This window comes from Bradyrhizobium sp. CCGUVB1N3 (assembly GCF_024199925.1).
GTDB lineage: Bacteria > Pseudomonadota > Alphaproteobacteria > Rhizobiales > Xanthobacteraceae > Bradyrhizobium.
In genome coordinates this window covers 2354814-2374209 of the sequence record NZ_JANADR010000001.1, presented here as the reverse complement: position 1 = coordinate 2374209, position 19396 = coordinate 2354814, and the positions used below count along the sequence as shown (strand labels likewise).

The window sequence follows — 19396 nt, the reverse complement described above, 5'->3', positions numbered from 1 at the left end:
GCATGGGTATATGATCGAATGGCTGGATGGAGAACGGCCGCTCAAAGCCAGACCTGATCATTTTCGACTGCGATGGCGTGCTCGTGGACAGCGAGCTCTTGAGTTGCCGCTGCCTCTCCGAGGTGCTGTCCGAATTCGGCATCGCGCTCAGCGAGCAGCAGGCACTCGAGCTGTTCCTCGGACGTAGCACGAAGGCGATCGAGCAGCATTACCGCGATCTCGGGCAGGTCGTGCCGGATGGCTTCTTGCCTCGCTTCAAGTCGAAGGTGCTGAGCACCTTCGCGGGTGCACTCCAGCCGATCCCCGGGATCGGCGCGGTGGTATCGGAGTTGAACAGGCCGTTTTGCGTCGCCTCGTCGAGCGACCTCGATCGCGTCTCGCTTTCGCTCGATGTCACCGGCCTCAAGCCGCATTTCGGCGACCGGCTCTACACGGCGCAGATGGTGAGACGCGGCAAGCCGGCGCCCGACCTCTTCCTCTATGCCGCGGAGAAGATGCGCACCGATCCAGCGCGCGCGCTGGTGATCGAGGACAGCGTCAGCGGCGTGCAGGCGGCCAAGGCTGCCGGCATGACGGTCTGGGGATTTGTCGGCGGCAGCCATTATCGCGCCCGCGACGGCCGCGCTATATTGACCGCCGCCGGAGCCGATCGGGTCTTCGCGCAAATGGGCGATTTCTGGAAGGACGCGTGACGCCGGCCATGGCGGTGGAGAACGAGAAATCAAGGCTCGACGATGCCGCGCGCGCCGGCTGGCTCTACTTCATTGCCGGGCACACGCAGGACGAGATCGCCAAGATGCTCCAGGTCTCGCGTGCCTCGGCGCAGCGGCTGGTCTCGCTGTGCCTTGCCGAGCGCCTGATCACGTTCCGGCTCGAACATCCCATCGCCGCCTGCATGGAATTGGCCTCGCGGCTGAAGGAGCGTTTCGAGCTCGCCCATTGCGAGGTGGTGCCGACCGATCCCGCAGCGCCGCAGGCGACCGCTGGGATTGCCGAGCGCTGCGCCAACCTCCTGGACTCGACCCTGCGCTCCGAAACGCCCGTCATCGTCGCGCTCGGGACCGGGCGCGCGGTGCGCGCGGCGGTCGAGCGCGTCACCCCGATCGAGCGGCCGAATCACCAGATCGTCTCTCTGGTCGGCAACATCTCCGCGGACGGCTCGGCGAGCTTCTATGACACCGTCGGCCGGCTCGCCGACCGCACCGGCGCGCGGCACTATCCGATGCCGCTGCCGTTCCTGATGTCCTCGGAGGACGAGCGCAACAAGATGGGCCGGATCGAGCCGATCGCGAAGGTGAAGGCGATCGCGACCAAAGCCGACTTGAGGCTCGTCGGCATCGGCCAGATGGACCAGAAGGCGCAGGTCCACGTCGACGGCTTCGTCACCCGCGACGAACTGTTCGAGATGATGCGGCTGGGCGCCATCGGTGAGATCACCGGCTGGGCCTATGATGCCAAGGGACGCCTGCTCAAGGGCGGCACCAACAAGCGCCTCACCAGCATCCCGCCCGAGGTGCCGGTCAAGACCACGACGATCGGGGCGGCGGTCGGTGCGGCTAAGGTGTCTGCGATCGCGGCCGCGCTGAATGGCCGCCTGATCAACGGCTTGATCACCGACGAAGCAACCGCGCGCGCGATCCTCGATCGCTGAACTCCCCCCGGCGTCGCGGCGCATTTCCACGGATCTTTCTTGCACTGCACCACCCTGAATTGAGGGGAGGGCGCGCGCGCCTGCTTGACAAAGCTCCGGCCTTGGGTTGAACATACGCCCAACGCGTGGGCATATGCTCAAAACGCGAGTTTAGGGAGGTCACCGTGAAAAAAGTCCTAGGCGCCGTCTGCGGCGTGTCTGCACTGCTGTTTTCCGTTCCCTCGATGGCCGAAACGACCCTGACGATCGCCACCGTCAACAACAGTGACATGATCCGGATGCAGGGGCTGACGAGCGAGTTCACCGCGAAGAACCCCGACATCACCGTGAAGTGGGTCACGCTGGAGGAGAACGTGCTGCGCCAGCGCGTCACCACCGACATCGCCACCAAGGGCGGTCAGTTCGACGTCCTCACCATCGGCACCTACGAGGTCCCGATCTGGGCCAAGAAGGGCTGGCTGGTGCCGCTCGCCAATCTCGGCGCTGACTACGACGTGGCCGACCTGCTACCGAAGATCAGGGATGCGGTCTCTGTCGACGGCAAGCTCTATGCCGCACCGTTCTACGGCGAGAGCTCGATGGTGATGTATCGCACCGACCTGTTCGAGAAGGCCGGCCTGAAGATGCCGGAAAAGCCGACGTGGGATTTCGTGATCGATGCCGCTAAGAAGGTCACCGACAAGAGCGCCGGCGTCTACGGCATCTGCCTGCGCGGCAAGGCCGGCTGGGGCGAGAACATGGCGTTTCTGACCGCCATGTCGAACTCCTACGGCGCGCGTTGGTTCGATGAGAAGTGGGAGCCGCAGTTCAACTCGCCGGAATGGAAGACGACGCTCACGACCTACGTCAATCTGATGAAGGACGCCGGACCTCCCGGCGCGAGCTCAAACGGCTTCAACGAGAACCTCGCACTATTCAACGCCGGCAAATGCGCGATATGGATCGATGCGACGGTCGCGGCGTCGATGGTGACTAATCCGAAGGACTCCAAGGTCGCCGACAAGGTCGGCTTCGCGCTCGCGCCGAACACCGGGCTCGGCAAGAACGCGAACTGGCTGTGGGCCTGGAGTCTGGCGATCCCGGCCGGCTCGAAGAAGACGGAAGCCGCCGAGAAGTTCATCGCCTGGGCGACGAGCAAGGACTACACCAAGCTCGTGGCCTCGAAGGAAGGCTGGGCCAGCGTGCCGCCGGGCACGCGGACCTCGCTCTATCAGAACGAGGAGTACCTCAAGCTCGCGCCCTTCGCGAAGCCAACGCTGGCCTCGATCGACTCCGCCGATCCGAACAAGCCGACGGTGAAGCCCGTGCCCTACGTCGGCGTGCAATACGCGGCGATCCCTGAATTCCAGGGCATCGGCACCGCCGTCGGTCAGCAGTTCTCGGCTGCGCTCGCGGGATCGACGACCGTCGACGCCGCACTAGCGGCTGCGCAATCCTCGACCGAGCGCGAGATGAAGCGCGCCGGCTACATCAAGTAACAGCGTATCCGAGACGTAAGGACGTACCCGAGCTCTTCCTCCTGTGAGCTCAAACTAGCGACCATCCACCGAAGCGGATGGATGGTCGCCTTATTTCCGCCAACGGAGAGCGAGGATGGCAACCAAGCAGACGCAATTTCTTGCGCGGTCGCTCCTGACCCCGGCCGTCGGCCTGCTGTTCATCTGGATGATCGTCCCGCTCGCGCTGACGCTCTATTTCTCGACGCTGCATTACAGCCTGCTCGATCCTGGCTCCGAGCGATTCGTCGGGCTTGAGAATTTTCGCTATTTCCTCACCGACCCCGCCTTCCTGGCCTCGCTCAAGAACACGCTGGTCTTGGTCGGCTCGGTGCTGGCGCTGACGATCCTGCTCGGTATTCCGCTGGCGATGCTGCTCGATCAACCCGTGATCGGCCGCAACTTCGTGCGGCTGATGGTGATCGCGCCGTTCTTCGTCATGCCGACGGTGAGCGCGCTGGTCTGGAAGAACCTGTTGATGCATCCGGTCTCCGGCCTGTTCGCCTGGATCACCACGCGCTTCGGTCTGACGCCGATCGACTGGTTCAACGACGTGCCGATGTTCGCGATCATCCTGATCGTGGCCTGGCAATGGCTGCCCTTTGCGACCCTCATCCTCCTGACCGCGCTGCAATCGCTCGACGAGGAGCAGAAGGAGGCCGCCGAGATGGACGGCGCGAGCGGAGTCTCGACCTTCATCTACATCACGCTGCCGCATCTGGCGCGCCCCATCACCGTGGTGATCCTGATCGAGACCATCTTCTTGCTGACGGTGTTCGCGGAGATCTTCGTCACCACGGGCGGCGGTCCGGGCCTGCAGACCACCAACATCGCCTTCCTGATCTATTCGCAGGCGCTGATCCAGTTCGACGTGGGCAGCGCGTCGGCCGGCGGTCTGGTCGCGGTGGTGATCGCCAACATCGTCGCCTTCTTCCTCGTCCGCATCGTCGGCCGCAACCTGGAGGCATGAGACATGGCGCGGATGGCAACGACACGGCAGGTGGCGGTCTCGACGGCAGCAGCCTGGCTGTGCGGCTTTCTCATCTTCTTCCCGATCCTCTGGATGATCCTGGCGAGCTTCAAGACCGAGCTCGAGGCCTTCGCCATTCCGCCGTCCTTCCTGTTCTTCCACTGGACCCTGGAAAACTACGTGACCGTGCAGGAGCGCAGCGACTACATTCACCACGCGCTGAACTCGATCATCATCGCCGGTGGCTCGACGCTGATTGCACTCCTGATCGCGATCCCCGCGGCCTGGTCGATGGCGTTCTCGCCGACCAAGCGCACCAAGGACATCCTGCTCTGGATGCTCTCGACCAAGATGATGCCGCCGGTCGGCGTGCTCGTGCCGATCTACCTGATCTACAAGACCTTCGGTCTGCTCGACTCCCGCATCGGCCTCGTCTTCATCCTCTGCCTCGGCAATCTGCCGATCGTGATCTGGATGCTCTTCACCTATTTCAAGGAGATTCCGCGCGACATCCTGGAAGCCGCGCGGATGGACGGCGCAACGGTCGGCCGCGAGCTTGTCTATGTGCTGACGCCGATGGCGATCCCTGGCCTGGCGTCGACCATGCTGCTCAACTTCATCCTTGCCTGGAACGAGGCATTCTGGACGCTCAATCTGTCTACTTTGGAGGCCGCTCCGCTGACGGTGTTCATCGCCTCCTATTCGAGTCCGGAAGGACTCTTCTGGGCCAAATTGTCGGCGGCTTCCACGCTGGCGATCGCGCCCATTCTCGTCCTCGGTTGGTTCAGCCAGAAGCAGCTCGTCCGCGGGCTCACCTTTGGCGCGGTCAAGTAACAAAAGGCGCTGTCATGGGTCAGATTACACTTCAGGGCGTTCAGAAAGCTTTCGGGCCCGTCCACATCATCAAGGGCGCCGATCTCGACATCGCGGACGGCTCCTTCGTGGTGTTCGTCGGCCCCTCCGGCTGCGGCAAGACCACGCTGCTGCGGCTGATCGCCGGGCTCGAAGACGTGACCGATGGACGGATCCTGATCGACGGCAAGAACGTCGTCGCCGTTCCGCCCGCCAAGCGCGGTCTGTCGATGGTGTTTCAGTCCTACGCGCTTTATCCTCATATGAGCGTGCGCGGCAATATCGGCTTTGGGCTCAAGATGGCGGGCCTCGCCAAGGACGAGATCAACCGCAAGGTCGAGGCGGCGGCCGCGACGCTCAATCTCAGCCCCTATCTCGAGCGCAAGCCGCGCGAGCTTTCCGGCGGCCAGCGCCAGCGCGTTGCGATCGGTCGCGCGATCGTCCGAGAGCCCAAGGCGTTCCTGTTCGACGAGCCGCTGTCGAACCTCGACGCCGCGCTACGCGTGCAGATGCGGATCGAGGTGACGCGGCTTCAGAAGCAGCTCGGCACCACCGCGATCTACGTCACCCATGACCAGGTCGAGGCCATGACGATGGCCGACAAGATCGTCGTGCTCAACGGAGGGAAGATCGAGCAATATGGCTCACCGCTCGAGCTCTATGAGAAGCCCGCCAACCTGTTCGTCGCGGGCTTCATCGGCTCGCCGAAAATGAACCTCGTCACCGGCGAGTCTGCCCTTCAGCGCGGCGCGTTCACCATCGGCGTGCGGCCCGAGCATTTGAAGATCGAGCGCGATGGTGGAGGTGGCTGGCCGGGCACGATTGCGGTCGCCGAGCATCTCGGCAGCGACACTTTTCTTTATGTCGATGCCGGCCAGCTCGGCATGCTCACGGCACGCTATATCGGCGAGTTGAGCCTGAGCGCCGGCGACCGCGTATCTCTGGTGCCGGACCCCGCACGGATTCACCGCTTCAACGAAGGCGGCAACGCGATCCGGGGCTGACAAGCTGGGCGAACAAGAAACGGGAAAAAGCAACATGTACCTGGAAAAATTCAAGCTGAACGGCAAGAGCGCGATCATTACCGGCGGCGGGCAGGGCATCGGGCTCGCCTGCGCGGAGGCACTGGCGGAAGCCGGCGCCAAGGTGATCATTGCCGATCGTGACGGCAAGGTTGCGCAGGCCGCGCAAGCCGGCCTCAAGGCCAAGGGCTACGATACCGAGACCGTCGTCATGGATGTGACCGATACCAGGCGCGTTGCCGAGGTGGCGAACGAGCTCGTCGCCCGTCACGGCAAGGTCGATATCCTCGTCAACAATGCCGGCATTGCCCGCAGCGAGACCCCGGCGGAGACCGTGACCGACGAGCACTGGCTCAACGTCATCGACGTCAATCTGAATGGGACCTTCTGGTGCTGCCGCGAATTCGGCAAGCACATGCTGAAGGCGAAAGCGGGAACCATCGTCAATGTCGGCTCGATGTCGGGCTTCATCGTCAACAAGCCGCAGGAGCAGAGCTTCTATAACGCCTCCAAGGCTGCGGTGCATCATTTGACCAAATCGCTCGCCGCCGAATGGGGCGCGCGGGGCATCCGCGTCAACGCGGTGGCGCCGACCTATATCGAAACGCCGCTGAACGCTTTCGTGAAAAGCAATCCCAGAATGTACGACGCCTGGATCGGTGGAACTCCGATGGCGCGGATGGGGCAGGTGGAGGAGATCGCCTCGGTCGTGCTGTTTCTGAGCTCCGAGGCCGCGAGCCTGATGACGGGCAGCATCGTGCTAGTGGATGGCGGTTACACTTGCTGGTAGGCTCCTCGTCAAAATTGACGGGAGCGACAATGCCGCAGGCGTATATCGGTGTCGATGTCGGGACGACCAGCACGCGGGCAGGGGTTTTTGACGAGGCCGGGAATCTTCTGGCGACCGCGCGGCATCCGATCAGGATTTGGCATGAGGCCGGCGATATCGTCGAGCAGTCGTCGTCGGACATCTGGGACGCTTGCTCCAAATCCGTCCGCGCGGCCATGGCCGAGGCGGGGATAGCGCCTGATACCGTGAGAGGCATCGGGTTCGATGCCACCTGCTCGCTGGTCGTGCTCGGCAAGGACGGCGAGCCGGTCACGGTCAGCGCCTCCGGCGACAGCCAGCGCAACGTCATCGTCTGGATGGATCACCGCGCCACGACCGAGGCGCGTCTGATCAACGAGACGCAGGACGATGTGCTGCGCTATGTCGGCGGGTCGATCTCGCCCGAGATGGAGATGCCGAAACTCTTGTGGCTGAAGCGGCATTTGCGCCCGAGTTTCGATGCCGCTGGCCATTTCTTCGACCTCGCGGACTATCTGACCTGGCGCGCGACCGGTTCGCTTCAGCGCTCGACCTGCACGGTGACCTGCAAATGGAACTATCTGGCGCATGATGGCGGCGGCTGGAGCGCGCCGTTCTTCCAGCGCATCGGACTGTCGGATCTCGTTGCCGAAAAATATGCCCGCATCGGCACCGAGATCGTTGCGCCCGGCACGCGGCTCGGCTCCGGCCTGACGCGCGCGGCGGCGGCTGATCTGGGATTGGCTGTGGGCACGCCGGTCGGCGCATCGCTGATCGATGCCCACGCCGGCGGCGTCGGCGCAATCGGCGGACGGGATGGCTCGGGCGGCACCGCCGACGTCTGCGACCGCCTCGCCTACATCATGGGGACCTCCGCCTGCATCATGGCGACGACCACGGAACCATGCTTCGTCCCCGGCGTGTGGGGGCCCTATTACTCCGGCATGGTGCCGAATTTCTGGTTGAACGAGGGCGGGCAGTCGGCTGCGGGAGCCGCAATCGACCACCTTCTGAGGTCGCATGCGGGATATGCCGAGGCGAGCACGGCCGCGCGCAAGGACGGGCTTGATATCATCGACTTCCTGGAAAAGCGCATCATCGCTCGCGCGGGTGATGTGAGCCGTGCCGCGCTGCTGGCGCGCGATATCCACGTTCTCCCGGAGTTCATCGGCAACCGCTCGCCCTATGCCGATCCCGATACGCGCGCGGTGATCGCCGGCCTCGACCTCGATACCGACATCGGTGCGATGGAGCGCGTGTTCGTCGCCGGGCTCTGCGGCCTTGCCTACGGTCTTGCCGAGGTGATCGAAGCCTTTGCCGCGCACGGCGTTCACTCCAGCATCATGATCATGGGCGGTGGGGCGAGCCGCAGTCCGCTGGTGCGGCAGATCATGGCCGACACCACGGGGCTGACCGTCGCGCTGCCGCAGACCAGGGAGCCGGTGCTGCTCGGTGCCGCGATGCTCGGTGCGGTCGCCGGCGGCGCCTTTGCCTCGATCGGCGAGACCATGGCCAAGATGTCGGCGCTCGGCCGCCTCAGCGAGCCGACGGCGCCGGGCATGGCCGGGTTTCACAGCCGCAAGCGCGATGTTTATAAGCTGCTGCGGGATGTCGATCGCGGCAGCCGCGAAGCGATGGCCGGCTTCGAGCTGACGCTGTCTGGTCAAGGGTTGAAGTGATGCTGCTCAGTTGTGGCGATGCGTTGATCGATTTCGTGCCGACGCGTGCAGCCGACGGCCGCGAGGCCGTGATGCCCGCGGTCGGCGGCTCCTGTCTCAACGTCGCGATTGGCATGGCGCGGTTGGGGGCGCCGAGCGGTTTCGTCGGCGGCCTCTCCACCGACATGTTCGGGCAGATGATCGCGGCTCATGCCGAAGCGTCGAACGTCGAGCTGCGGTACGCCACGCGCAGCGATCACCAGACCACACTGGCTTTCGTGCGCATCGTTGCCGGCGAGTCGCATTACGCCTTCTACGATGCCGAAACCGCGACACGGAACTGGACCTATCGGCGCGGGTCCATTCCGTTCGAGACCATCGAAGCGGTGCATATCGGCTCGACCACGCTGGTCAACGATACCGGTGCGGCCGAGACCAAGGCGCTGATCGCAGACGCCAGGGCGTCCTCGACGATCTCGTTCGATCCGAACTGCCGGCCCAACCTCGTCAAGGACAAGCCGTCGTACGTTGCGCGCATGGGCGAGTTCGCGGCGAACGCCGATATCGTCCGCATGTCCGACGTCGACTTCACTTATCTCTATGGTGACGAGCCATACCAGCAGAAGGCCGATGCGCTGCTTGGACAAGGCCCGAGCCTCGTCGTCATCACCCGCGGCATCGACGGCGCCGTCGCTTGGCACAAGACGGCGGGGAAGATCGAGGTCGCCGCCCCCAAGGTGGCGGTCGCGGACACGATCGGCGCCGGCGACAGCTTTCAGGCGGCGCTGCTGTTCGCCCTGCACAAGCAGGGGCGGCTGCGTCGGCAGCAGCTCGAGGACATCAGCGCCGACGAACTGCGCCGCGCGTTGTCCTTCGCGGCCAATTGCGCCGGGTTCACCTGCACCCGCCCTGGCGCCGATCCGCCGCGCCTGAGCGAGATCAACTGGCGTTGGTAGCTCTTCGCGCGTCAGATCCGCGCGACCACCTTCTCGGCGCATTTGACAAAGCTTCGGATGAGCGGGCTAAGCGAATCCCGCCGCCAGCAGACCGCGATCTCGATGGCGTCGGCAGCGTCGACGAATGGCCTGAAGACGATGCCGCGCGGTGAAGCAAGCTGTGCGCAGGCCGGAAGGATCGCAACGCCTTCGCCGGCCAGAACGAGGCTGAGCGCGGAGTGCACGGTCTCGACCCGGCTCGCGATCGGCATCACCACCTGATGCCGTCGCAACAGCGCCGCGACCGCGGAGGAGGTCGGCTCTTCGTCCGGCCGCGGCAGCGCGATGAGCGGTCGCCCCTGCAATCTCGTCACCGGCACGGCCGCAAGCCGAGCGAGCGGCGAGCGCGCCGGAACGGCAAGCATCAGCCGCTGGCTGCCGATCTGGCTTGCCTGAATTTCGGGATGGCGGATTGCGGGCATGCACAGGGCGGCAGCGACGGTCCGGTCGAGCAGCATGCTCTCGCGTGTCGATGCGCTCAACTCGACGAAGTCGAGATCGACTCCCGGCAGCGACCGGCGCAATTCCGGAACGAGCCGCGGCAGGACCGCATTCGCAAGGACGAACATGTATCCGACCGCGAGGCGACCGCGCCGCCCGGCCGCCACGGCGCGCGCGGCCTCGATGCCCTCGGCGGCGAGCGCAAGGGCTTCGCTTGCCCGCGACAACAGCGCGAGCCCCGCCTCAGTGAGATCCATGCCGCGGGTGCCGCGATGGAACAGGGGCGTGCCGAGCTCGGCCTCGAGCTTGCGAATCTGGACCGAGAGCGGCGGCTGCGCCATCCGCAACCGCTCTGCGGCCTTGCCGACGCTGCGCTCTTCGGCCACCGCCACGAAGTAGCGCAGCCGGCGAAGATCCATAGGCATACTGAAAACGTATGGGTTGGTCGTCAAAATCGTATTGGACGGCGAGTTAACATGGGTGTCATTCTCGCTGTCAATGCCATTGGCCAACGGCGGCCGGCTTTCCGGAGCATGGTTTGACGATGAACGGCGACCTCTGCCTGCTGTCCGCGGTTGATCTCCGCGACCTCATTGTCCGCAAGCAGGCCTCGCCAGTCGAGATCACGCGCGCGGTGCTCGCCCGCGCCGAAGCATTGCAGCCGAAGCTGAACTGTTTCATCACGCTGTGCGCCGACGAAGCGCTGGTCCAGGCGCGGGAGGCGGAGCGCAAGGTGATGGCGGGTGAGCCGCTCGGCCTGCTTCACGGCATTCCCGTTACCATCAAGGACATCGTCAACACCAAGGGTGTGAAGACCACCTTCGGCGCCGTTCCCTATAAGGACAATGTGCCGGAGGAGGACGCCGTGGCGGTGGCACGGCTGCGCGCCCATGGCGCGATCCTGATCGGCAAGACCACGACGCCGGAATTCGGCTCGAAATGCCTGACCGACTCGCCGTTGTTCGGCCGCACCCGCAACGCCTGGAGTGCCGAGCGCTCCTCCGGAGGCTCCAGCGGCGGCGCCGCGGTGGCGGTTGCGAGCGGCATCGCACCGCTGGCAATCGCAACCGATGGCGGCGGCTCGACCCGGATACCCGCAGCCTGCAACGGTGTCGTCGGCCTGAAGCAGAGCAACGGCGTGATCCCGCACAGCCAGGTGCAGGATGCCTTCGGCAACCAGACCTATGTCACGCCGACCACGCGCACCGTCGCCGACACCGCTTTGATGATGCAGGCCATGGCGGGTGAGGATCCCTGCGATCCATGGTCGATCGGCATCCCCGTGCCCGATTTCATGGACACTCCCGCACCACGCGGCGATCTGCGCGGACAGAAGATCATGTACTGCCTGTCGCCGCCCGGACGCCCGGTCTCGGCCGATGTCGCCAGCGCCTTCAAGGCAAGCCTCGACCGGCTCGCGGGTCTCGGCGCGGAGCTCGAAGAATTCTCCGGCGAGGGGTTCGACATCGAGCCGATCTGGCGCGCGATCAACCACACCGTCTGGCGGACGCGCTTCTCCAAGCTCGCGGCCGACCACAAGGATGAGCTGAGCGAAGCTTTCCTCAAGCAGCTCGCGCTCGCCACGAAGGTGAGTGGCGTCGACTACCAGGAGGCGATGTTCGCGCGCACGGCGTTATTCCGCCGCGTGCAATCGCTGCTCACGCGCGGCCATTTGCTGGCGATGCCGACCCTGACCCGGACGGCATTGCCGATCGACCAGGACCTGTTCGGTACCATCGAGATCGACGGCAGGAGTTTCGACAGCGTCCGGCCGCACTGGTTCCCCTGGACCATGCTGTTCAACATGACCGGCCACCCTGCGATCAGCCTGCCTTGCGGGTTCGGCCGGGACGGGCTGCCGATCGGCCTCCAACTCGTCGGCCGCTTCCGTGGCGATGCCGAATTGTTGCGTGTCAGCGCGCTGTTCGAGGCCTCGCATGATGTTTTGTCCCGCCGGCCCGGCTGAGGTGGGACACATGCACCAAGGCACTTGCGTCCGGCGCCGGGACATGTTGATCGTGCCAAGGATGAGCCCTGAAACCGACCGCGCATGAGCGTATTTGTCCTAATGCGGCACGGCGCCCGCAACCCTCTCGGTGTCGTCCTGGCGAAAGCCAGGACCCATACCGCGGACTTGATCAGTGACGGGCGGTGCCAGTACCGAACGACCAGTCTTCGCCAAACCGCTCCCTGGGGTTATGGGTCCTTGCTTTCGCCAGGACGACGTCGGAGCTCGTGAGCGCATGAGCGTATTTGTCCTACGGCGGCTTGTGACCTTGCTGGCGACGCTGGTCGGCGCGTCCCTGATCATTTTCCTGGTGCTGGACGCGCTTCCCGGCAACGCCGCGCAGATGCTGATGGGCGCCGATGCTTCGCCCGATGCGGTGCGGGCACTGACCATCAAGCTCGGCCTCGATCAGCCGCTCACGGTGCGCTACCTGCAATGGATCAAGGGCATGGCGGTGGGCGACCTCGGCAACAGCTACGTCTACGGCACGCCCGTCGCCGGCCTGATCGCGGAGCGTTTGGTGCTGACCATTCCGCTTGCGATCATGTCCATGCTGATCACGGTGACGCTCGCGCTTTCCGCCGGCATCTACACCGCGGCCAATCACAACAGGCTCGGCGATGTCGGCGTGATGTCGCTGACCCAGGTCGGCATCGCGCTGCCGAACTTCTGGTTCGCCATTCTCCTGATCCTGCTGTTCTCGGTGAAGCTGCGATGGCTCTCGGCAGGCGGCTTTGCCGGCTGGGACGACGGCATCTGGCCCGGCGTCAAATCGCTGCTGCTGCCGGCGATCTCGCTCGCTGTGGTGCAGGCCGCGATCCTCGCTCGCGTCACGCGCTCGGCGGTGCTCGAAGTCTTGCGCGAGGATTTCGTCCGCACCGCGCGCGCCAAGGGGCTCGGCAAGCGCGAGGTGCTCTGGAGCCACGTGCTGCGCAACGCGATGATCCCCGTGATGACCGTGATGGGCCTGCAATTCGCCAATCTGCTCGCCGGCACCATCGTCATCGAGAACGTCTTTTACCTGCCCGGCCTCGGCCGGCTGATCTTCCAGTCGATCGCCAATCGCGACCTGATCGTGGTGCGCAACTGCGTGATGCTGCTCGCGGCCATGGTCGTCATCGTCAACTTCGTGGTCGACGTGCTCTATGCCTTCATCGATCCCCGTATCAAGGTTCACGACCTGTGAGTGATCCGCTGACTGCCGCCGTCGGACTCCCGACGACATCAGCACCGTCGCGGCCCGCGACCGGCTTCTGGCGCCGCGCGCTGCGTCATCGCAGCTTCGTACTGGGCGGCGGGCTGGTTTTTCTGGTGATCGGCTCGGCGCTGCTGTCGCTGGTGTGGACGCCGTGGTCGCCCTACGAGATTGATATCGCCTCGAAGCTCAAGCCGCCGTCGTTCTCACACTGGCTCGGCACCGACTCCTTCGGCCGTGACATCGTCTCGTTGCTGCTCGTCGGTGCGCGCTCGACCATCCTGGTCGGCATCATCGCGGTCGGCGTCGGATTGACCTTCGGTGTTTCCCTCGGCCTGATCGCGGCCGCGCGAAAAGGCTGGACGGAAGAGCTCATCATGCGCATGAGCGATTTCACCTTTGCGTTTCCCGCCGTGCTGTCGGCGATCATGCTCGCCGCGGTGGTCGGCCCCGGCATGCTGACCTCGATCACCGCGATCGGCATCTTCCAGATCCCGATCTTCGTTCGCGTCACCCGCGGTTCGGCCAACGCGATCTGGGCGCGCGAGTTCGTGCTGGCGGCACGCGCGTCGGGGAAGGGCAGCTTTCGCATCACCATCGAGCACGTGCTGCCGAACATCCTGTCGATCCTGATCGTGCAGGCGACGATCCAGTTCGCGCTCGCGATCCTGGCCGAAGCTGCGCTGTCCTATCTCGGGCTCGGTACGCAGCCGCCGCAGCCGTCTTGGGGCCGCATGCTGAACGACGCGCAGACGCTGCTGTTCCAATCGCCGATGCTTGCGGTCTATCCGGGCGCGGCGATCGCGATCGCCGTCCTCGGCCTCAACCTCCTCGGCGACGGATTGCGCGATCTGCTCGACCCGAGACTGGCGCGGGAGCGGTGATGATGAGTGGTCCCGCTAACGCGCCGCTGATCGACGTCGACAATCTCGGCGTCCGTCTCAACACCAGCCGCGGCCCGGCGCAGGCCGTCCGCGGCATCAGCTTTTCCCTCAAGCGCGGCGAGACGCTGGGTCTGGTCGGTGAATCCGGCTGCGGCAAATCGGTCACTGCGCTCGCGCTGATGGGCCTGTTGCCCGATAGCGCCGTCCTCGGCGGCAGCGTCCGCCTGGACGGTCGCGAGCTCATGAAACTTTCCGATGCGGATTACTGCAAGCTGCGCGGCAACCGCATCAGCATGATCTTCCAGGAGCCGATGACCGCGCTCAATCCGATGCACACGATCGGGGATCAGGTCGCCGAGCCGCTGCGGCGGCACAAGAATTATTCTACGGCGCAGGCGCGCACCGAGGCGATCGCCTTGCTCGACCGCGTCGGGCTCCCGGACGCGGCCAAGCGCGTCGATGCCTACCCGCACCAATTCTCCGGCGGCCAGCGCCAGCGCGTCACCATCGCCATGGCGCTGGCCTGTGAGCCCGACCTGCTGATCGCGGACGAGCCGACCACGGCGCTCGACGTCACCATCCAGGGCCAGATCCTCGACCTCATCGCGGATCTGGTCGAAGAGCGCGGCATGTCGATGATCTTGATTTCGCACGATCTCGGCGTCATCGCCGAGAACGTCGAGCGGATGATGGTGATGTATGGCGGCACCGTGGTCGAGAGCGGACCGACCGACGAGGTGTTCAGGCGCATGGGCCATCCCTATACGCAAGGCCTGTTCCGCGCCCGGCCGCAGCTCGGCGCGCGGAAGGGGACGCGGCTGAAGACCATCACCGGCACGGTGCCGGAGCTCGCTGATCTGCCGTCCGGCTGCACGTTTGCCGATCGTTGTCCGCTCGTGATCGACGGTTGCCGCGCCGCGCCGCCGCCGGTGGTGGACGTCGGACCCGGCCATGGCGTGCGCTGCATCAGGACGGATGTGTCGATGGCTGATCGCATCGGGGCGGTGTCGGCATGACCGCCATTTCGCAACCGCTTCTCCACGTGAACGACCTCGTGCAGCGCTACACGCTGCCGCGCGAAGGCCTGTTCCGGCCGCCGGGCCAGGTGCTGGCGCTCAACGGCGTGAGCGTACGGATCGAGGCGGGGAAAAGTCTCGGCGTGGTCGGCGAATCCGGCTCGGGCAAGTCGACCTTTGCCCGTGTGGTGATGGCGCTGGAGCGGCCGACATCGGGGCGGGTAGAGCTGCTCGGCCGCGACCTCAATCAATTGCCACCAGATGAGCTCCGCCGCGCGCGGCGCGATTTTCAGATGGTGTTCCAGGATCCGTATGGATCGCTCGATCCGCGCCAGACGATCGCGCGGATCGTCGCCGAGCCGCTCACTGCGCTGGAGCGGACCGATCGTGCGACGCTGCGCGCGCGGGTTTCTGCGGTGCTCAAGCAGGTTGGCCTGCGAGATGCGGACATGGACAAATATCCGCACGAATTCTCCGGCGGCCAGCGCCAGCGCATCGCGATCGCGCGTGCGCTGATCACCCAGCCAAAGCTGATCGTCGCCGACGAGCCGGTCTCGGCGCTCGACGTCTCCGTGCAGGCGCAGGTCCTGAACCTGATGCAGGACCTCCAGGAGCAGTTCGGCCTGAGCTACATCCTGATCAGCCATGATCTGGCGGTCGTGGACTATCTTTGCGACGAAGTCGCGGTGATGTATCTCGGCCGGATCGTCGAGCAGGGCCGGCCGGAAGACCTGTTCGAACATTGCGCCCATCCGTATACGCGCGCGCTGCTAGAGGCCGTGCCGCGCGCTCGCGCCGGGCGTGTGCGCCGCCGCCGCGGCGCGCAGGCGATCGCCTCGCAATCATCAGCTGCGACCGGATGCCCCTATACTTCGCGCTGTCCGCTGGCCGACCAGCATTGCCGGGAGGCCGCCCCTGCGCTACGCAGGATCGGAGAGACGCATCTTGCGGCCTGCCACAAGGCCGAGGAGGTCATGGCGCTGCCAGCCGTGGCCGGCGAGGCGGGTTAGCATCAGGCTGCGGATTGGCGTAGACTGGTCGGGTGGATGGCCGGGGAGAAGAAAGACATGTTCAAGAAATTCACCATCGTCGCACTGACTGCCGCCTTTGCCGCGGCGTCGCTGCCGGCTCTGGCGCAGGGCAAGAAGGACAGCGTCGTCATGGGCATGACGCTGGAGCCGCCGGGGCTTGATCCCACCAACGCGGCAGCGGCGGCGATTGCCGAAGTCACGCTCTACAACATCTATGAGACGCTGACCAAGATCAACGAGGACGGCTCGGTGTCGCCGTTGCTCGCGGAGAGCTGGACGGCGTCACCCGATCTGAAGACCTATACGTTCAAGCTGCGCAAGGGCGTCAAATTTCACAACGGCGAGCCGTTCGATTCCGCGGCGGTGAAGTTCTCGTTCGAGCGCAATGCGGTCGCGAACAGCACCAACAAGGACAAGAGCCTGTTCCAGAGCTTCGAGAAGGTTGACGCGCCGGACGCCGACACGGTCGTGGTCGCGTTGAAATATTCCGAGCCGAACCTGCCGTTCCTGCTCGGGCAGGCGAGCGCCTCGATCGTCGAGCCGAAGAGCGCGGCGTCCAACGTGACGCAGCCGGTCGGCACCGGGCCGTATCAGCTCGGCGCCTGGGTCAAGGGCTCCTCGATCACGCTCAACAAATGGGCCGACTATCGCAGTGCCTCCGCGATCAAGCTCTCCAAGGTGACGATCCGCTTCATCGGCGATCCCGCTGCGCAGATTGCAGCCCTGCTGTCCGGTGACGTAGACGCGTTTCCGCGCGTCACGACTCGCGGCGTCGCTCAGTTCAAGGGCGATCCGCGCTTCACCGTGCTGGTCGGCGGCTCCAAGGCCAAGACCATCGTCGCCATCAACGAGAAGAAGAAACCGCTCGACGACGTGCGGGTGCGCCGCGCCATCCTCGCCGCGATCGATCGCAAGGCGATGATCGACGGCGCGGTCGAAGGTTTCGGCACGCCGATCGGCAGCTTCTACACGCCGGGTTCGCTCGGCTATGTCGACACTACTGGCACTAATCCTTACGACCCCGAGAAGGCGAAGAAGCTGCTGGCGGAAGCCGGCGTCACCACGCCGCTCGAAATCAGCCTGAAGCTGCCGCCGCCGCCTTACGCGCGGCAGGGCGGCGAGATCCTCGCGGCCCAGCTCGCCAAGGTCGGCATCACCGCCAAGATCGAAAACGTCGAATGGGCGCAGTGGCTGTCGCAGGTGTTCGCGCCGAACGGGCCACACAACTATGACCTCACGATCGTCTCCCATGTCGAGCCGTTCGATCTCGTGAAGCTGACCGAGCCCGACTACTACCTCGGCTACAATAACGATGCGTTCAACACGCTCTACAAGCAAATCATGTCGACGCCGGACGAGGCCGGCCGCTCCAAGCTGCTCGGCGATGCGCAGCGCATGCTGGCAACCGACGCCGTCGCCGGCTTCCTGTTCCAGCCGCAATGGCCGACTATCGTTAGCAAGAAGCTGAAGGGTGTCTGGAAGGAAGTCCCGCAGTTCGAGAACGATTTCTCGGCCTGGTCGTGGGAATAGCCCTTCGACGCTGAACGAAATCTCGCTTCACCTCTCAATGGCCGGGCTAGTCCCGGCCATTTGCCCTTGCACCGCGCATTCAGCCGCGTTGAGCCGCCATACCTCCCGTTGTGAAAGACCCGCGGGGCTGCACGCGATCTCCTCGCCGGAAAACACCCGACGCCTCTCCGTAAATTTGCGGGGACTTGCGTAGCTCTGGTTGCTGCCTGTTTTCCCCGCTCCCTATGCTTGCTGAATCGCCGAAAATCGATCGTACGATTGTATGATCATGGAAATTTTATTTAACGATTTGACTCTAACTGTAACGATACCGTTCTGGCGTTTCATTGCGTCGAAGCTTTTTCGGTGTCGCGAATGACGCCGTTTTTTGGGGACATTGTATGCCGGTGCGCGGCTCCTATCGCTCGACCGCCTTTCTTGCGACGATCGCCTCGGCTGGTCTCTGCGTTCTCGGCTTCAGCACGATCGGTTTTGGCGCGGCCGTCGTCGGCGAAAGCCGGAAGGTCGAGATCACGCAGAAGGCGACGGGCGGACTCGATGCACTGAAGGCGCAGTACCGCCGGCCGACGACGATTCCATTTCCCAAGGATGATCCGTATACGCCCGAGAAGGCCGCGCTCGGCAAGAAACTCTATTTCGACACGCGCCTGTCGGTGAGCTCAGCGCAGTCCTGCGCGAGTTGCCACAGTCCCGGCTTCGGCTGGGGCGACGGGCTCGCCGTCGGTGTCGGTCACGGCATGGCGAAGCTCGGCCGCCATTCGCCGACCATCGTCAACGCCGCCTGGAGTGCGATCTTCATGTGGGACGGGCGTCTTCCGACCCTCGAGGAGCAGGCGCTCGGCCCGATACAATCGCCCGGCGAGATGAACATGAAGCTCGACGATCTGTTGGCGCGCCTTTCGAGCATTTCCGAATACAAGCCGCTGTTCGACGCGGCCTTTCCCGGCGAAGGCATGAAGGCGAAGACACTGGCGCAGGCGATCGCTACCTATGAGCGCACCGTCGTCTCGGAGCGCGCGCCGTTCGATGCCTGGATCGACGGCAACGAGAAGGCGATCCCGGAAGACGCCAAGCGCGGCTTCGCCGTGTTCAACGGCAAGGCGCAATGCGCCGCCTGCCACGAGGGCTGGAATTTCACCAACGAAGGTTTTCAGGACATCGGCCTGCCGAGCAAGGACGTCGGTCGCGGCGAATATCTGCCCGGTGTCATCAAGATGCAGCACGCCTTCAAGACGCCGGGCCTGCGCGAGATCGGCCGCCGCAGCCCCTACATGCATGACGGCTCGCTCGCAACCCTCGAGCAGGTGATCGACCACTACGACCATGCCGGCGTCGACCGCCCCAGCCGCTCGGACCTGATGCGGCCGCTCGAGCTGACGGCGCAGGAAAAGGCCGATCTCGTCGCCTTCCTCAAGACATTGACCAGCGAACTCAGCCCGACGGCAGTGCCGGTCCTTCCACGCTAGCAACAATCTTCATGGGACATTCCCATGCGCACAATCGCTCTGTTCACCGGCGTCATCATCTGTGGTCTTTCGGTCGGCGCCTACGCTGCGACCGAAGTGATCCACCAGCAGGGCCGCGTCTTCTCGTCCGAAAGCATCTCGGTCAAGAAGGGCGAGGCGGTTACGTTCCTGAATGACGATACGGTGCCGCACAACATCATGTCGGCCAGCAAGGGCAACGAGTTCAATCTCGGCTCGCAGGCGCCGGGCACCTCGACCGATGTCTCCTTCAAGGAAGCCGGAGACGTGCAGGTGATCTGCGCGATCCATCCGCGCATGAAGATGATGGTCAAGGTGACGAACTAACGGGCCCGCCGGGCGCCGGAGATTGATG

At 64.7% G+C, this 19396-nt stretch carries 18 protein-coding genes; 17 read left to right on the top strand and 1 reads right to left on the bottom strand.

Annotation, left to right across the window (positions count from 1 at the left end; genetic code table 11):
- The first annotated feature begins 26 nt into the window (after positions 1–26).
- The 9 genes from NLM33_RS11300 to NLM33_RS11260 all read left to right on the top strand — a co-directional run bounded on the left by NLM33_RS11300 (position 27) and on the right by NLM33_RS11260 (position 9413).
- Positions 27–692 (top strand): HAD family hydrolase, encoded by a 666-nt coding sequence (locus NLM33_RS11300; protein WP_254096121.1) that lies wholly within the window; start codon positions 27–29, stop codon positions 690–692.
- Positions 693–700: 8 nt separating this feature from the next.
- The gene (locus NLM33_RS11295) at positions 701–1651 is read left to right on the top strand and encodes a sugar-binding transcriptional regulator (RefSeq protein ID WP_254105748.1); all 951 of its coding nucleotides are present in this window, start codon (positions 701–703) and stop codon (positions 1649–1651) included.
- A gap of 224 nt (positions 1652–1875) precedes the next feature.
- Positions 1876–3129 (top strand): sugar ABC transporter substrate-binding protein, encoded by a 1254-nt coding sequence (locus NLM33_RS11290; protein ID WP_254105746.1) that lies wholly within the window; start codon positions 1876–1878, stop codon positions 3127–3129.
- Between the two features lie 115 nt (positions 3130–3244).
- Complete coding sequence (locus tag NLM33_RS11285) at positions 3245–4117, top strand: carbohydrate ABC transporter permease (RefSeq protein WP_254096120.1); 873 nt, start codon at positions 3245–3247, stop codon at positions 4115–4117.
- A 3-nt stretch (positions 4118–4120) separates the two neighbouring features.
- Complete coding sequence (locus NLM33_RS11280) at positions 4121–4951, top strand: carbohydrate ABC transporter permease (RefSeq protein WP_254096119.1); 831 nt, start codon at positions 4121–4123, stop codon at positions 4949–4951.
- 14 nt (positions 4952–4965) lie between these two features.
- Positions 4966–5973 (top strand): ABC transporter ATP-binding protein, encoded by a 1008-nt coding sequence (locus NLM33_RS11275; protein ID WP_254096118.1) that lies wholly within the window; start codon positions 4966–4968, stop codon positions 5971–5973.
- A gap of 34 nt (positions 5974–6007) precedes the next feature.
- On the top strand, positions 6008–6781 hold the full coding sequence (locus tag NLM33_RS11270; RefSeq protein WP_254096117.1) for an SDR family NAD(P)-dependent oxidoreductase: 774 nt from the start codon (positions 6008–6010) through the stop codon (positions 6779–6781).
- A gap of 29 nt (positions 6782–6810) precedes the next feature.
- Entirely contained in the window at positions 6811–8478 is a 1668-nt protein-coding gene (locus NLM33_RS11265; RefSeq protein ID WP_254096116.1) for an FGGY-family carbohydrate kinase, read from the top strand.
- Positions 8478–9413 carry a carbohydrate kinase gene (locus NLM33_RS11260; RefSeq protein WP_254096115.1) on the top strand — a complete coding sequence of 312 codons (936 nt, stop codon included), beginning with the start codon at positions 8478–8480 and terminating at the stop codon, positions 9411–9413. The genes NLM33_RS11265 and NLM33_RS11260 overlap by 1 nt, the downstream gene beginning before the upstream one ends.
- Positions 9414–9424: 11 nt before the next feature.
- On the opposite strand, the gene NLM33_RS11255 is transcribed toward NLM33_RS11260, so the two are convergent.
- Positions 9425–10312 (bottom strand): LysR family transcriptional regulator, encoded by an 888-nt coding sequence (locus NLM33_RS11255; protein WP_254105744.1) that lies wholly within the window; start codon positions 10310–10312, stop codon positions 9425–9427.
- Positions 10313–10437: 125 nt separating this feature from the next.
- Between NLM33_RS11255 and NLM33_RS11250 the strand changes: the two genes are divergently transcribed.
- The 8 genes from NLM33_RS11250 to NLM33_RS11215 all read left to right on the top strand — a co-directional run bounded on the left by NLM33_RS11250 (position 10438) and on the right by NLM33_RS11215 (position 19368).
- Complete coding sequence (locus NLM33_RS11250) at positions 10438–11859, top strand: amidase (protein ID WP_254105743.1); 1422 nt, start codon at positions 10438–10440, stop codon at positions 11857–11859.
- Between the two features lie 277 nt (positions 11860–12136).
- Entirely contained in the window at positions 12137–13087 is a 951-nt protein-coding gene (locus NLM33_RS11245) for an ABC transporter permease (RefSeq protein ID WP_254096114.1), read from the top strand.
- Positions 13084–13980, top strand: coding sequence for an ABC transporter permease (locus NLM33_RS11240; protein ID WP_371929931.1), 897 nt, complete (start codon positions 13084–13086; stop codon positions 13978–13980). The genes NLM33_RS11245 and NLM33_RS11240 overlap by 4 nt, the downstream gene beginning before the upstream one ends.
- 2 nt (positions 13981–13982) lie before the next feature.
- Positions 13983–14996 (top strand): ABC transporter ATP-binding protein, encoded by a 1014-nt coding sequence (locus tag NLM33_RS11235; RefSeq protein ID WP_254096113.1) that lies wholly within the window; start codon positions 13983–13985, stop codon positions 14994–14996.
- Positions 14993–16006, top strand: a complete 1014-nt coding sequence (locus NLM33_RS11230) for an ABC transporter ATP-binding protein (RefSeq protein ID WP_254096112.1) — start codon at positions 14993–14995, stop codon at positions 16004–16006. Before NLM33_RS11235 ends, NLM33_RS11230 begins: the two co-directional genes overlap by 4 nt.
- 57 nt (positions 16007–16063) lie before the next feature.
- Positions 16064–17557 (top strand): ABC transporter substrate-binding protein, encoded by a 1494-nt coding sequence (locus tag NLM33_RS11225; RefSeq protein ID WP_254096111.1) that lies wholly within the window; start codon positions 16064–16066, stop codon positions 17555–17557.
- Between the two features lie 380 nt (positions 17558–17937).
- A complete protein-coding gene (locus tag NLM33_RS11220; RefSeq protein ID WP_254096110.1) occupies positions 17938–19023 on the top strand; it encodes a cytochrome-c peroxidase in 1086 nt (361 codons plus the stop codon).
- Between the two features lie 24 nt (positions 19024–19047).
- Positions 19048–19368 (top strand): plastocyanin/azurin family copper-binding protein, encoded by a 321-nt coding sequence (locus NLM33_RS11215; RefSeq protein ID WP_254096109.1) that lies wholly within the window; start codon positions 19048–19050, stop codon positions 19366–19368.
- Positions 19369–19396: the final 28 nt, after the last annotated feature.